We start from the raw sequence: 15,472 nt of genomic DNA on the forward strand, positions 1-15,472 counted from the left end.
CTCAGTAGTGAAACGATGCATCGCCGATGGTAGTGTGGGGTTTCCCCATGTGAGAGTAGGTCATCGTCAAGATTAAATTCCGAAACCCCTATCTGCATCTGCAGGTAGGGGTTTTGTCTTTGTGGGCCGAAAAGCTGCAGGCCCTCGGTCTGTACGCAGACCGTGATAAGGTTCCCCCCAAAATCCGCACAGCCCAAGGGATGCCCCATGCCGCATGCAAGCACGCTTCAACCGGGATTCATGGTCGTTCACGGCAACCACCTGGATGAACTGCGTGGCCTGGTGGTGAGCCTGATGCGGCGTTATCCGCTGGCACCCCTGGAAAACGAGATGGTGCTGGTGCAGAGCAACGGTATCGCCCAGTGGCTCAAGCTGGCCCTGGCCGAAGACCCGCAGGACGATGACCAGGGCGGTTGCGGCATCGCGGCCGCCATCGATGTGCAATTGCCTGGTAGCTTCATGTGGCAGCTGTACCGCCGGGTACTTGGCCGCGAAGAGATTCCTGAAACCTCCCCGCTCGACAAGGCGCCCTTGACCTGGCGCCTGATGCGCCTGCTGCCGGAAGTGATCAACCAGCCGCATTTCGAGCCGTTGCAGCGTTTTCTTACCGATGACAGCGACCTGCGCAAGCGCTACCAGCTGGCCGAGCGCCTTGCCGACCTGTTCGACCAATACCAGGTGTACCGTGCCGATTGGCTGAAGGACTGGGCAGCCGGACGTCACGTGCTGAGCAACGCTCGTGGCGACTCCCGTGCGCTGGCCCCCGCCAACTGCTGGCAGGCAGAGTTGTGGCGTGCCTTGCTGCTGGATGTGGGAGAGGAAGGCATGGCCCAGAGCCGTGCCGGCGTGCACCAGCGTTTCGTCGAGCGCATCAATGCACTGGAACAAGCCCCCAAGGGCCTGCCATCGCGGGTCATCGTGTTCGGCATTTCTTCGTTGCCGGCCCAGGCCCTTGAAGCGCTGGCAGGCCTGGCACGTTTCAGCCAGGTGCTGCTATGCGTGCACAACCCCTGCCGTCACCACTGGGCCGATATCGTCGCCGACAAGGACCTGCTGCGTCATCAGTACAAGCGCCAGCAGCGCAAGCAAGGCATGCCCAGCCTGATCGACGCCGACACCCTGCACCAGCATGCCCATCCGCTGCTTGCAGCCTGGGGCAAGCAGGGCCGGGACTACATCAACCTGCTCGACAGCTACGATGACCCGGGCAGCTATCGCAATGTGTTCAGTGACGGGCGCATCGACCTGTTCACCGAGAACGGGCAGGCCACTCTGCTCAACCAGTTGCAGGACGACATTCTCGAACTGCGCCCATTGGCCGAGACCCGCGCCTTGTGGCCCGCCGTCGACCCGGCCAAGGACCGCTCGGTGCGTTTTCATGTGGCCCACAGCGCGCAGCGCGAGGTCGAGATCCTGCACGACCAGTTGCTCGCCCGCTTCAGCGCCGACCCCGGTCTGCGCCCGCGCGACGTGATCGTGATGCTGCCGGACATCAACACCTATGCGCCCCACATCCGCGCCGTGTTCGGCCAGCTTGAACGCAACGACCCGCGCTACATTCCCTTCACCCTGACCGACCAGGGCCAGCGCGGCCGCGACCCGCTTCTGATTGCCCTGGAGCACCTGCTCAAGTTGCCGGACAGCCGCTTCCCGGTGAGCGAGATTCTCGATCTGCTGGATGTTCCCGCCCTGCGTGCCCGCTTCGCGATCAAGGAAAGCGACCTGCCCACGCTGCACCGCTGGATCGAAGGGGCCGGCGTGCGCTGGGGCCTCAATGCACAGCAGCGTGCCGGCCTGGGCCTGCCCGATGACCTCGAGCAGAACAGCTGGCGATTCGGCCTGCGTCGCATGCTGCTGGGCTATGCGGTGGGCACGGGCGACAGCTGCGACGACATCGAACCCTATGATGAAATCGGCGGCCTCGATGCTGCCCTGATCGGCCCGCTGGTGGCCCTGCTCGATGCGCTCGAGGTGGCCCATGCCGAGCTCTCGCAGCCGGCACCGGCGGCGCAATGGGGCACGCGCTTGCATGCCCTGCTGCAGGTGTTCTTCCTGGCCGAAACCGAACACGATGACTACCTGCTGGTGCAACTGCAGGGCCTGTGCGAAACCTGGCTGCAAACCTGCGAGTCGGTCGGGCTCGAGGACGCCTTGCCGTTGACGGTGGTGCGCGAAGCCTGGCTCGCCGGCCTGGACCAGGGGCGCTTGTCCCAGCGCTTTCTGGCCGGCTCGGTGAACTTCTGCACCCTGATGCCCATGCGTGCCATCCCCTTCAAGGTGGTGTGCCTGCTGGGCATGAACGATGGTGACTACCCGCGTGCGCAGCCGCCGCTGGACTTCGACCTGATGGGCAGCGACTACCGCCCCGGCGACCGCTCTCGGCGCGAGGACGACCGTTACCTGCTGCTCGAAGCCTTGCTGTCGGCGCGTGAGCAACTGTACGTCAGCTGGGTGGGCCGCAGCATTCGCGACAACAGCGAGCGGCCGGCGTCGGTGCTCATCGGCCAGTTGCGCGATCACCTCGCCGCCGGCTGGCGCAGCCCCAAGGCCAAGGCCGACGACCCTGTGGAGGGCGGTCTGCAACTGTTGCACGCCTTGACGCAGGAACACCCCCTGCAACCGTTCAGCGCCCGCTACTTCCACAAGCACAGCAACCTGTTCAGCTATGCCAGCGAATGGCGCGCCCTGCACCTGCCGCCAACGCAGCTGCCGACCGAGGCCGACCAACTGGAGCCTTTCGTGCCCGAAGAGCCCCTGAGCCTGACCTTGCTCCAGGACTTCATGCGCCACCCCGTTCGGCACTTCTTCAGCCAGCGCCTGAAGGTGTTCTTCGAAGCCGCCGAAGCCCCCCTGGCCGACGAAGAGCCCTTCGTGCTCGACGCCCTGCAGCGCTACAGCCTGAGCGAAAGCTTGCTGGGCGCAGCCCTGGCCGACCCCACCAACAGCACCGACGCCCTGCAGGCCCAGGCCCGTCGCCTGCAACGCAGCGGCATGCTGCCGCTGGCCGGCTTCGGTGAATGCCTGCAGGCCGAATTGATCGAGCCATTGCCCGACCTGCTGTTGCGACACGCTCAACTGCTCGGCCAATGGCCAACCCTGATCGACAGTGCGCTGCCGATCAGCTTCGAGTATCGCCAGCTGCGGCTCGAAGGCTGGCTGGGGCGGGTGTACCAGCGTGACGACCAGGCGCTGCTGAGCATCACCACCTTGCCCAACGGCATCAGTAGCGGCAAATCGCTCAAGTGGCACCGACTGGTGGCGACCTGGGTCATGCACCTGGCTGCGTGTGCCGTTGGGCACCGGTTGAGCAGCGCAGTGGTCGCCACCGACGTGACCCTGTTGCTCGACCCGCTGGAGCAACCGCGTGCCGCGGAACTGCTCGGCGATCTGCTGGTGGCCCGGCAGGCCGGCATGAATGCGCCGCTGCCGGTGGCGATCAAGACCGCCTTCACCTGGCTCGGCCAGAGTGACCCTGAAAAAGCCCTGACGGCCGCAGCCAAGGCCTACGACGGCGACGGCCAGAACACCTGCGGCGAGCGCAGCGAAAGCACCGCACTGGCCCGGCAGTTCAGTGATTTCGCGGCGCTGACCGCGAGTGAAGAATTCGAGGGCTGGTGCGAGGCACTGTACCGGCCGATGTTCGAAGCCGCCTGGCAACGCCTGGGCAGTGAAGAGGCGCATTCATGACTGTCCACGCACACCAGCCGCCGCTGGCACTGACCTTCCCGCTGCACGGCAGCCAACTGATCGAAGCCAGTGCCGGTACCGGCAAGACCTTCACCATCTCTGCCTTGTACCTGCGCCTGGTGCTGGGCCATGGCGGCGAGCAGGGCTTCGGGCGCGAGCTGCTGCCGCCACAGATCCTGGTGGTGACCTTCACCGATGCGGCCACCAAAGAGCTGCGCGAGCGCATTCGCACCCGCCTGGCCGAAGCGGCGCGGTTCTTCCGTGGCGAACTGCCCGAAGCCGACCCCTTGCTGGTGCAACTGCGCGAGCACTACGCCCCGGACACCTGGCCCGCCTGCGCCAACCGCCTGGACGTTGCCGCGCAGTGGATGGACGAAGCCGCCGTCTCGACCATCCACAGCTGGTGCCAGCGGATGCTGCGCGAGCACGCGTTCGACAGCGGCAGCCTGTTCACCCAGACCCTGGAGACCGACCACAGCGAGCTGCTCGGCCAGGTCATGCGCGACTACTGGCGGCGCTTCTGCTACCCCATGCACGGCGAGGCCCTGGCCTGGGTGCGCAGCCACTGGAGCAGCCCCGAGGCATTGCTGCCCAGGGTGCGCGCGCTGTTCGGCCGCACGCGGAGCGAGGAAGACAGCGCCGACCCACAGGCGCTGATCGAAGCGGTGGTGCAACAACGTGCCGAACGGCTGCGCCAGCTCAAGGCGCCCTGGGCACAGTGGGCCCAGGAACTGCTGCAACTGTGCCATGCCGCACATGCCGCCAAGCAGGTGGACGGGCGTAAGATGCAGCCGCGCTATTTCGAACCCTGGTGCGAGAAGATCGCGGCCTGGGCCCAGGACGAGCAGGCGGTGGAGCTGGATATTGGCACCGGGTTCACCCGCTTCACCCCGCAAGGCATGGCCGAAGCCTGGAAGGGCGAGCCGCCCAGCCACCCGGCGCTGGATGCCATGCCCGGCCTGCGCCTGGAGCTGCAGGCGTTGCCGACCCCGGACGCCCGCCTGCTCGAACACGCCGCCAACTGGGTGTCGAAACGCTTCGAGCAGGAAAAGCGCCGCCGCGCCGAAATGGGCTTCGACGACATGCTGCTGCGTCTCGACTCGGCCTTGGGCGGGACGGCCGGCGAGCGCCTGGCCGGGCTGATCCGCGAACAGTTCCCGGTGGCCCTGATCGATGAATTCCAGGACACCGACCCGGTGCAGTACCGCATCTTCCAGCGTATCTATCGCATCGAGGAGGACGTGCGCGAAACCGGGCTGTTCATGATCGGCGACCCCAAGCAGGCCATCTATGCCTTCCGCGGCGCCGACATCTTCACCTACCTGGGCGCCCGGCGCGCCACCCACGGCCGGCTGCACAGCCTGGACACCAACTACCGCTCAAGCCAGCCGATGGTCGATGCGGTCAACCATGTATTCATGCGCGCCGAACAGCGCGAGGCCGGTCGCGGGGCGTTCCTGTTCCGCGACGGCGACGACAACCCCGTCCCCTTCGTGGCGGTCAGGGCGCAGGGGCGCAAGGAGCACCTGCAGGTCGACGGGCAGCCCCTGGCAGCGCTCAACCTGTGGCACCTGGCAAGCGACGAGCCGCTGTCCGGCGCGGTCTATCGCCAACAGGTAGCCGCCAGCTGCGCCACCCAGATCGTCAGCCTGCTCAATGGCGGCCAGCTGGGCACCAGCGGCTTTGTCCAGCCAGGCCAGGCGTTGCGTGGCTGTTTGCCATCGGACATTGCGATCCTGGTTCGCGACGGTCGCGAGGCCCAGCTGATCCGCGCCGAACTGGCCGCCCGCGACGTACGCAGCGTCTACCTGTCGGACAAGGACTCGGTGTTCGCCGCCCAGGAGGCACACGACCTGCTGGCGTGGCTCAAGGCCTGCGCCGAACCCGACAGCGAGCGCCTGCTCAAGGCGGCGCTGGCCAGCGTCACCCTCGACCTGCCGCTGACCCGGCTGGCCCAGCTCAACCAGGACGAGCGGGTGTGGGAACACTGGGTCATGAAGTTCCGCGACTATCGCCACCTCTGGCGCACCCAGGGCGTGCTGCCGATGCTGCGTCACCTGCTGCACGACTTCGACCTGCCCCAGGTACTGATGCGCCGCAGCGATGGCGAACGGGTGCTGACCAACCTGCTGCACCTGGCCGAGCTGCTGCAGCAGGCGGCCACCGAGCTGGACGGCGAGCAGGCGCTGATCCGCCACCTGAGCGAACACCTGGCCAGCTCCGGCCAGGCCGGTGAAGAACAGATCCTGCGCCTGGAAAGCGACGAGCAACTGGTCAAGGTGGTGACCATCCACAAATCCAAGGGGCTGGAATACCCGCTGGTGTTCCTGCCCTTCATCAGCACCGCCAAGCCGGTGGACGGAAAGCGCCTGCCCCTGGGCTGGCACGACGCCCAGGGCAATGCCCAGCTGACCCTGACCCCTGATGCCGAGCAGATCGCCCTGGCCGATGACGAGCGCCTGGCCGAAGACCTGCGTCTGCTCTACGTGGCCCTGACCCGTGCCCAGCACGCGTGCTGGCTGGGGGTGGCGGACCTCAAGCGCGGCACCGGCAAGGAGTCGCTGCTGCACCGCTGCGCGCTCGGCTACCTGCTGGGCGGCGGCGCTGTACTGCCGGCTTCCACCGCCCTTGAGGGCTGGCTGCAGGCATTGCAGGAAGGTTGCGCGACCATCCACAGCCAGGTATTGCCGATTGCCGACACCCAGCGCTACCAGGCCCCGCGCAACACCGCCGAGCTGCTGCCGGCCCGCCAGCCGCGCCGCCGCGCCGCAGAGAACTGGTGGATCGCCTCCTACAGTGCACTGCGCATCGGCGAGGAGCTGCTCACCGCCGACAGCTCCCAGGCCCAGCAACTGCTCGATGATGAACCGGCCGATCCGCAGGCCCTGCGCGAAGTCGTGGCGACGGGCGGCGACATCCACCGCTTCCCGCGTGGCCCCAACCCCGGCACCTTCCTCCACGGGCTGCTCGAATGGGCCGGTCACGAAGGCTTCGACCAGGTGGTCGCGGCGCCCGAGCAACTGCACAAGACCGTGGCCCAGCGCTGCAACCGGCGCGACTGGACCGGCTGGATCAACACCCTCGGCAACTGGCTCGAACACCTGCTGAACGCACCGCTGCACCTGGCACCGGACAGTGCGCCGGTTGCCCTGGGCCAGTTGAGCCAGTACCAGATCGAGATGGAGTTCTGGTTCGCCAGCCATCAGGTCGACGTGCTGGCCCTCGACCGCCTGGTATGCACCCACACCCATGACGGCGCGGCCCGACCGGCCGCGCAGTCGGCGCTGCTCAATGGCATGTTCAAGGGCTTCATCGACCTGGCATTCGAGCACGACGGGCGCTACTACGTGGCCGACTACAAGTCCAACTGGCTGGGCACCGACGACCAGGCCTACAGCGAGCTGGCGATGGAGGGCGCGATCCTCGAGCATCGCTACGACCTGCAGTACGTGCTGTACCTGCTGGCCCTGCACCGTCAGCTGCGTGCCCGCCTGCCCGACTACGACTACGACCGGCATGTGGGCGGCGCGGTGTTCCTGTTCCTGCGTGGGGTGCACGCGGCCAGCCAGGGCTTGTACTTCATCAAGCCGCCGCGCGTGCTGATCGAGCGGCTCGATGCCCTGTTCAGCGGCGCAAGCGCACCGCAGCAACCTGATCTGTTTTCCGGAGACAGCGCATGAGCCGCACGTTCGACGACCTGTTGCCCACCCCTCTGGATGCCGGGCATCTGGCGGCCCTGGCGCCGTTGACGGTGGGCGCCGACCTGCTGGCGCTGCTCGATCGATGGGTCGAGCGCGGCTGGCTGCGAGCACTGGACCGCGCCTTCGTGGCTTTCCTCGGCGAACGCGACCCGCAGGCCGACCCGCTGGTGCTGCTGGCCGCCGCACTGGCCAGCCACCAGTTGGGGCACGGGCACGTGTGCCTGGACCTGGCCGAAACCCTGGCCGAGCCTGACTTTGCCCTGTCGTTGCCACCCGAGGGCGATGCCCTGGCCGGCCCCTTGCTGCTGCCTTCGCAACTGCTGGAGCGCCTCGATCTGGCCACCTGGTGCCAGCGCCTGCAAGGCAGCGCGCTGGTTGCCCTGGGCAGCAGTGAAGCGCAGGCCTCGCGCCCCCTGGTGTTGAGTGGGCAGCGCCTGTACCTGCGCCGCTACTGGGCCTATGAACGGCGCATCGACAGTGCCCTGCGCGAACGCCTGGAACAGGCCGAACCCACGCCCGCCGATTTGCGCGCCCGCCTGGATGCGCTGTTCGAAGGCTCGGCGCTGGCCGGTCAGGTCGACTGGCAGAAGCTCGCCTGCGCGCTGGCCACCCGCAGTGCGTTCAGCATCATCACCGGCGGCCCCGGCACCGGCAAGACCACCACCGTGGTGCGTCTGCTGGCCCTGTTGCAGGCCCCGGCCGTGGAGGTCGGGCGCCCGTTGCGTATCCGCCTGGCCGCACCGACCGGCAAGGCAGCGGCGCGTCTTACCGAATCCATCGGCCAGCAGGTGGAGCGGCTGGCCGTCAGTGACGCCGTGCGCAGCAACATCCCCAGCGATGTCTCCACCGTGCACCGCCTGCTGGGCAGCCGCCCGGGCTCGCGGCATTTTCGTCATCATGCCGGCAACCCGTTGCCACTGGACGTGCTGGTGGTCGACGAGGCCTCGATGATCGACCTGGAAATGATGGCCAACCTGCTGGCGGCGATGCCGGGGCATGCGCGCCTGATTCTGCTCGGGGACAAGGACCAGCTGGCGTCGGTCGAGGCCGGCGCAGTGCTGGGCGACCTGTGCCGCGATGCCGAGGCCGGGCGCTACAGCGCTGCCACCCGCAGCTGGCTGGAGCAGGTCAGTGGCGAGTCGCTGGCCGGCAGCGGCCTGGTCGAGGGCGATGCCCAGCGCGACCCCTTGCCCCAGCAAGTGGTGATGTTGCGCCATTCGCGCCGCTTTGGTGAGGGCAGCGGTATCGGCCAGCTGGCGCGCCAGGTCAACGGCCAGCAGCCGGAGCAGGCCCGTGCGCTGCTCGAGCAAGGTCTTGCCGACGTGCACAGCCTGCGCCTGAGCGGCGAGCACGACCGCAAGCTCGACACCCTGCTGCTGCAGGGGCTGGGCCGCGGTGGCGACAGCCCGCAGGGCTATCGTGAGTACCTGCACCTGATTCGCCAGACCCGCCCGGCGCCGGATACCGCCGCTGACGATCCACGTTGGGAGGCGTGGGCACTGAAGGTGCTGCGCGCCTTCGAGCGCTTCCAGCTGCTGTGCGCGGTGCGCAAGGGCCCCTGGGGTGTCGAGGGCCTGAACCAGCGGGTCGGCAAGGTGCTGACAGCGGCCGGTCTGATCGATGGCGAACAGCCCTGGTACGAAGGTCGCCCGGTGCTGATGACGCGCAACGACTATGGTCTGGGCCTGATGAACGGCGATATCGGCATTGCCTTGCGCCTGCCGGACGCCCAGGCCTCCACACCGTTGCTGCGGGTGGCGTTTCCTCGGAACGATGGCCAGGGCGGCGTCAGATTCGTCCTGCCCAGCCGGTTAAGTGAGGTTGAAACCGTGTACGCCATGACGGTGCACAAGTCCCAGGGCTCGGAGTTCTCCCACACGGTTCTGGTGCTTCCCGACGCCTTGAACCCGGTGTTGACCAAGGAACTGATCTACACCGGCATCACCCGCGCCAAGGACTGCTTCAGCCTGATAGAGCCGCGCCAGGGCATTTTCGAGGAGGCGGTGCGGCGCAAGGTCAAGCGTATTTCCGGGCTGATGCTGGAACAGGTGTAAGGCGCCGGCGCAGGCGACGATTCGGCTGATCCGCCCTTGGAGGCGACCTCGCGGGAAAAGCAGGCGTTATGCTATCTTGCCCCCACGCAAGGCATGGTCTTAAGAGATTTCCTATATGAAGGTCGCCGCCCTTACACCGGGACGTGTAAAACGCTGGAGGCTCATGCTGCTGGCGGCGTTGGTGCTGGTACTTCCGCTGCACGGCATGGCCCAGGGCGCCGCAGCCGCCACACTGGCCGAGCAGCGGGCCAAGGCAGTGACCCAGGTGGTACTGGGTATCCTCAGTTACGCGCGCTGGCCGGTGGAACCCGAACAGCTGCGCCTGTGCCTGATCGGCCCTACCGAATATGCCGACGACCTGGTCAAGGGGACCACCCAGGCCACCGGCCGGCCGCTGACCGTACGTCGTCTGCTGGCGGGGGATCCGCGTATCCTCACCCAGTGCGATGCGGTGTACATCGGCAAGCTCAGTGGCGAGGCGCGCAGCCAGCTCATCAGCGCGATCAACGGCAAGCCGGTGCTGAGCATCAGCGAAGCGGATGACCCCTGTACGGTCGGCAGCCTGTTCTGCCTGCGGGTCAAGGACACCCAGGTGGCCTTTGACGTGAACCTCGACTCGGTGGCGCGCAGCGGCGTGCGCATCCATCCCAGCGTGCTGCAATTGTCGCGGCGCCGAGCGCTGCAGCCATGATCGGCTGGCTCAAGACACGCGAACGGACCACGTTGCGCGCGGTGCTCAGCCGCGGGCACCTGGGCGTGGCGTTGCTGGCCATCGGGCTGGCCGGCATCTCGCTGACCGTGCTGGGGGTGCTGGCATTGCGCGTCTATGCCAACCACAACCTTCACCTGATTGCCCGTTCGATCAACTACACCGTCGAGGCCGCGGTGGTGTTCAACGACAGCAGCGCCGCCAACGAAGCCCTGGCGCTGATTGCTGCGGCCGAGGAAGTGGCCAACGTCAAGGTCTTCGACGATGCGGACCAGTTGCTGGCCAGTTGGGAGCGCAGTGAAGGCGGCATGCTCGACCAGCTGGAGCTCAAGATCGCCCGGACCCTGCTCGAAGAGCCGATCCGGCTGCCGGTGGTGCACCAGGGCCAGCAGGTGGGGCGCATCGAGCTGGTTGGCCAGGGCGGCAGCCTGATGCGCTTTCTGCTCAGTGGCCTGGCGGGCATTCTGCTGTGCACGGCGCTCAGCGCGGTAAGTGCCCTGTACCTGTCGCGCCGGCTGTTCGCCGATATCGTGGGGCCCCTGCGCGGGCTGGCCAGCGTGGCCCATGCGGCGCGGCGCGAACGCAGCTTCGACCGGCGCGTGCCCTCCACCCAGATCGCCGAACTCAACGAGCTGGGCAACGACTTCAATGCCCTGCTCGACGAAATGGAAGCCTGGCAAAACCACCTGCAGAGCGAGAACGAGACCCTGGCCCACCAGGCCAGCCACGACAGCCTGACCGGCCTGCCCAACCGGGCGTTCTTCGAGGGCCGCCTGAGCCGCAGCCTGCGCAACGCGATCAAGCATGGCGACGGGCTGGCGCTGCTGTTTCTGGACAGCGACCGCTTCAAGGAAATCAACGACAGCTACGGCCATGCCGCAGGCGACGAGGTGCTGGTCGCCGTGGCCAGCCGGGTGCGTGCGCAGCTGCGCGAGCACGACCTGGTGGCGCGTCTGGGGGGGGACGAATTTGCGGTGCTGCTTACCCCTCTGCATCGCTTCGAGGATGCCCAGCGTATCGCCGACAAGATAGCCGCCAGCATGAGCCTGCCTATCCGCCTGCCGGACGGCCAGTGCGTCGTTACCTCGTTGAGCGTAGGCATCGCAGTGTTTCCCGATGACGGCCGTACCCCGGCCGAGTTGCTCAATGCCGCCGATGCGGCGATGTACCAGGCCAAGCGTCACACCCGTGACGGGCCCCAGTCGGCAGAGGCGGAGTTCTCTGCGTCCAGCGCAAAAACAGGAGCTGAACCGTGATTCACCTGACTCGATACCTTCGCTTGCACCTGGCCTGTCTGGCCCTGGCCCTTTTCGCCCTCGGCGGCTGCCAGACCCCGCCGCCCAAGGGCCTGACCCCCGAGCAGATAGCCGTGCTCAAACAGGAGGGGTTCACCCCCACCGACGAGGGCTGGACCTTCGGCCTGTCCGGCAAGGTGCTGTTCGGCAGCGACCTGGATGCACTCAACACCCAGAGCCGCGAGATCGTCGAGCGTATCGGCAAGGCGCTGCTGTCGGTGCACATCGAACGGGTGCGGGTGGATGGCCATACCGATTCATCCGGCAAGGCCAGCTACAATGAACAGCTGTCGACGCGCAGGGCGGCCAGTGTGGCCAGGGTGCTGGTGGGCGTGGGCATGCGCCCGGAGAACGTCGAGACCCGCGGCCTTGGCAGCCGCGAGCCGGTGGCCAGCAACGACACCGCCGCCGGCCGCACCGAAAACCGCCGCGTGGCGATCGTGGTCGCCTCCGACTAGTCGGCAAAACTCATCGTGTGCGACTCGCCCATCAGCAGGGGCGCGTTGCGCTCGGTCACGTCGCGGATGTAGTCCCACAGCAGCGTGATGCGCTTGAGCTTGCGCAAGTCTTCCCGGCAGTACATCCAGAACTGCCGGGTAATCTCCACTTCCCCCGGCAGCACCGGCACCAGCCGCGGGTCCTGTGCGGCCAGAAAACACGGCAGGATGGCCAGCCCGCGACCCTGCTGGGCCGCCACGTACTGGGCGATCACGCTGGTGCTGCGCAGGTGTGCGGTGGCGGTGGGCAGCAGGTTGGCCAGGTACAGCAGCTCGGAGCTGAATGCCAGGTCGTCCACGTAGCTGATGAACGGGTGCCGGGCCAGGTCGCTGCTGCGCAGGATCGGCTCGTGGTTGTCCAGGTAGTCGCGGGTGGCGTACAGGCGCAGGCGGTAGTCGCACAGCTTGCAGCACACATAGGGTCCGTGTTCCGGGCGCTCCAGCGCGATCACGATGTCGGCCTCGCGTTTGGACAGGCTGATGAAGTGCGGCAGCGGCAGGATATCCACCGAGATCGCCGGGTAGGCATCGACAAAGTGGCTCAACTGCGGGGTGATGAAGAAGCTGCCAAAGCCTTCGGTGCAGCCCATGCGTACATGCCCCGATAGCGCCACGCCCGAGCCGGACACCTGCTCGCAGGCCATGTGCAGGGTGCTCTCGATGGCCTCGGCATAGCTGAGCAGGCGCTGCCCCTCGGCGGTGAGCACGAAGCCGCTGGTGCGCGACTTTTCGAACAGCAACGTGCCCAGCGCCACCTCCAGCGAACTGATGCGCCGCGACACCGTGGTGTAGTCCACGCCCAGGCGCTTGGCCGCGCTGCTGGCCTTGCGCGTGCGCGCCACTTCGAGGAAGAACTTGAGGTCGTCCCAGTTCAGCGACCCCAGGGATGTGATGTTTTTTTGCATGTTGGTCCGGCTTTTATGTGCGTTCTTATTAGAAGTTTGCACATCTATACTCCAATTCAGCCCAGGACCCAAGCACCGTCGCGGCTGCCGCGTCGGCGTTTCTCTCCCTAACAATAAATCCAGGAGAACCCCTCATGAACGCATCCCTCACGCCCGGCCAAACCAAGGTCGACAGCGTCAAGCTGCTGATCGACGGCCAGTGGGTCGAGTCGAAAACCACCGAATGGCGCGACGTGGTCAACCCGGCCACCCAGCAGGTGCTGGCCCGCGTACCCTTTGCCACCGCCGAAGAAGTCGATGCCGCCATCGCTGCCGGCCAGCGTGCGTTCAAGACCTGGCGCGACACCCCGATCGGCGCGCGCATGCGCATCATGCTCAAGCTGCAGGCGCTGATCCGCGAACACTCCAAGCGCATCGCCGTGACCCTGAGCGCCGAGCAGGGCAAGACCATCGCCGACGCCGAAGGCGACATCTTCCGCGGCCTTGAAGTGGTCGAGCATGCCTGCTCCATCGGCACCCTGCAGATGGGCGAGTTCGCCGAGAACGTGGCCGGCGGCGTCGATACCTACACCCTGCGCCAGCCCATCGGCGTGTGCGCCGGCATCACCCCGTTCAACTTCCCGGCAATGATTCCGCTGTGGATGTTCCCGATGGCCATCGTGTGCGGCAACACCTTCGTGCTCAAGCCGTCCGAGCAGGATCCGCTGTCGACCATGATGCTGGTGGAGCTGGCGCTGGAAGCCGGTGTGCCGGCCGGCGTGCTCAACGTGGTGCACGGCGGCAAGCAGGTGGTGGATGCGCTGTGCACCCATACCGACATCAAGGCAATCTCGTTCGTCGGCTCCACCGAGGTCGGTACCCACGTGTACAACCTGGCCGGCCAGCACGGCAAGCGCGTGCAGTCGATGATGGGCGCCAAGAACCACGCCGTGGTGCTGCCCGACGCCAACCGCACGCAAACCCTCAATGCCCTGGTAGGTGCCGGTTTCGGCGCTGCCGGCCAACGCTGCATGGCCACCTCGGTGGCGGTGCTGGTGGGCAAGGCCCGCGAATGGCTGCCGGAGCTCAAGGCCCTGGCCGCCAAGCTCAAGGTCAACGCCGGCAGCGAGCCTGGCACCGATGTGGGCCCGCTGATCTCCAAGCGCGCCAAGGAGCGTGTGCTGGGCCTGATCGAAAGCGGCATCAAGGAAGGCGCCACCCTCGAACTCGATGGCCGCGACGTGCAGGTGCCCGGCTACGAGCAGGGCAACTTCGTCGGCCCCACGCTGTTCTCCGGCGTGACCACCGACATGCAGATCTACACCCAGGAAATCTTCGGCCCGGTGCTTGTGGTGCTGGAGGTCGACACCCTCGACGAGGCCATCGCGCTGGTTAACCGCAACCCGTTCGGCAACGGCACCGGCCTGTTCACCCAGAGCGGCGCCGCGGCGCGCAAGTTCCAGAGCGAGATCGACGTGGGCCAGGTGGGCATCAACATTCCGATCCCGGTGCCGGTACCGTTCTTCAGTTTCACCGGTTCGCGCGGCTCCAAGCTGGGTGACCTGGGCCCCTACGGCAAGCAAGTGGTGCAGTTCTACACCCAGACCAAAACCGTCACCGCGCGCTGGTTCGACGACGACAGCGTCAACGATGGCGTGAACACCACCATCAGCCTGCGTTAAGGAGTCGACCATGCGTATTGCATTCATCGGGCTGGGCAACATGGGCGCGCCGATGGCGCGCAACCTGATCAAGGCCGGCCATCAGCTCAGTCTGTTCGACCTGAACAAGGAGGTACTGGCAGAGCTGGCCGAACTCGGCGGGCAGATCAGTGCCTCGCCCAAGGACGCGGCCAGCGCCAGCGAGCTGGTCATCACCATGCTGCCTGCCGCTGCCCATGTGCGCAGCGTGTACCTCAACGAAGACGGCGTGCTGGCCGGCGTGCGCGCCGGTACCCCGGTAGTGGACTGCAGCACCATCGACCCGCAGACCGTGCGTGCGGTGCATGCAGCGGCGGCCAGGCAGGGTGTGGACCTGGCCGATGCACCGGTGTCGGGCGGCACCGGCGGCGCGGCGGCGGGTACCCTGACCTTCATGGTCGGCGCCAGTGAGGCGCTGTTCGCCACCCTGCAGCCGGTGCTGGCGCAGATGGGGCGCAACATCGTGCACTGCGGCGAGGTGGGTACCGGGCAGATCGCCAAGATCTGCAACAACCTGCTGCTGGGCATCTCGATGATCGGCGTGTCCGAGGCCATGGCCCTGGGCAATGCCCTGGGCATCGACACCAAGGTGCTGGCCGGCATCATCAACAGCTCCACCGGGCGTTGCTGGAGTTCGGACACCTACAACCCGTGGCCGGGTATCGTCGAGACGGCGCCGGCATCACGCGGGTACACCGGTGGCTTTGGTGCGGAGCTGATGCTCAAGGACCTGGGGCTGGCCACCGAGGCGGCGCGTCAGGCGCACCAGCCGGTGATTCTGGGCGCGGTGGCGCAGCAGCTGTACCAGGCGATGAGCCTGCGCGGGGAGGGTGGCAAGGACTTCTCGGCGATCATCGAGGGCTACCGCAAGCCCGAGTAGAAAGCATCGCGGGTCAAGCCCGCTCCCACAGGGACTGTGCTGTACCTGTGGGAGCGGGCTTGACC

The 15,472-nt window shown here is 66.8% G+C and carries 9 protein-coding genes; 8 read left to right on the forward strand and 1 reads right to left on the reverse strand.

The genetic code is table 11. The annotated features are described in order from the left end of the window. The first annotated feature begins 207 nt into the window (after positions 1-207). The 6 genes from recC to QMX96_RS25185 all read left to right on the forward strand — a co-directional run bounded on the left by recC (position 208) and on the right by QMX96_RS25185 (position 11,904). A complete protein-coding gene (gene recC, locus QMX96_RS25160; RefSeq protein ID WP_282362643.1) occupies positions 208-3,687 on the forward strand; it encodes an exodeoxyribonuclease V subunit gamma in 3,480 nt (1,159 codons plus the stop codon). Further along, positions 3,684-7,367, forward strand: coding sequence for an exodeoxyribonuclease V subunit beta (recB, locus tag QMX96_RS25165; RefSeq protein WP_282362644.1), 3,684 nt, complete (start codon positions 3,684-3,686; stop codon positions 7,365-7,367). The genes recC and recB overlap by 4 nt, the downstream gene beginning before the upstream one ends. Next, positions 7,364-9,442, forward strand: a complete 2,079-nt coding sequence (recD, locus tag QMX96_RS25170; RefSeq protein WP_058540754.1) for an exodeoxyribonuclease V subunit alpha — start codon at positions 7,364-7,366, stop codon at positions 9,440-9,442. Before recB ends, recD begins: the two co-directional genes overlap by 4 nt. A 115-nt stretch (positions 9,443-9,557) precedes the next feature. Continuing rightward, positions 9,558-10,133, forward strand: a complete 576-nt coding sequence (locus QMX96_RS25175; RefSeq protein WP_043860717.1) for a YfiR family protein — start codon at positions 9,558-9,560, stop codon at positions 10,131-10,133. Next, a complete protein-coding gene (locus QMX96_RS25180; protein WP_043860716.1) occupies positions 10,130-11,407 on the forward strand; it encodes a diguanylate cyclase in 1,278 nt (425 codons plus the stop codon). The genes QMX96_RS25175 and QMX96_RS25180 overlap by 4 nt, the downstream gene beginning before the upstream one ends. Next, a complete protein-coding gene (locus QMX96_RS25185) occupies positions 11,404-11,904 on the forward strand; it encodes an OmpA family protein (protein ID WP_282362645.1) in 501 nt (166 codons plus the stop codon). The genes QMX96_RS25180 and QMX96_RS25185 overlap by 4 nt, the downstream gene beginning before the upstream one ends. Here the strand turns inward: QMX96_RS25185 and QMX96_RS25190 are convergent. Then, complete coding sequence (locus tag QMX96_RS25190; RefSeq protein WP_043860715.1) at positions 11,901-12,848, reverse strand: LysR family transcriptional regulator; 948 nt, start codon at positions 12,846-12,848, stop codon at positions 11,901-11,903. The genes QMX96_RS25185 and QMX96_RS25190 overlap by 4 nt on opposite strands. A gap of 134 nt (positions 12,849-12,982) precedes the next feature. Here QMX96_RS25190 and QMX96_RS25195 point away from each other — a divergent pair, with 134 nt between their 5' ends. Further along, positions 12,983-14,509 (forward strand): CoA-acylating methylmalonate-semialdehyde dehydrogenase, encoded by a 1,527-nt coding sequence (locus QMX96_RS25195; protein ID WP_043860714.1) that lies wholly within the window; start codon positions 12,983-12,985, stop codon positions 14,507-14,509. A gap of 10 nt (positions 14,510-14,519) precedes the next feature. Then, positions 14,520-15,407 (forward strand): 3-hydroxyisobutyrate dehydrogenase, encoded by an 888-nt coding sequence (gene mmsB / locus QMX96_RS25200; protein WP_043860713.1) that lies wholly within the window; start codon positions 14,520-14,522, stop codon positions 15,405-15,407. The last annotated feature ends 65 nt before the right edge of the window (positions 15,408-15,472 follow it).

The organism is Pseudomonas sp. PS01300, assembly GCF_029960155.1.
In the GTDB taxonomy this organism is placed as follows: domain Bacteria; phylum Pseudomonadota; class Gammaproteobacteria; order Pseudomonadales; family Pseudomonadaceae; genus Aquipseudomonas; species Aquipseudomonas palmensis.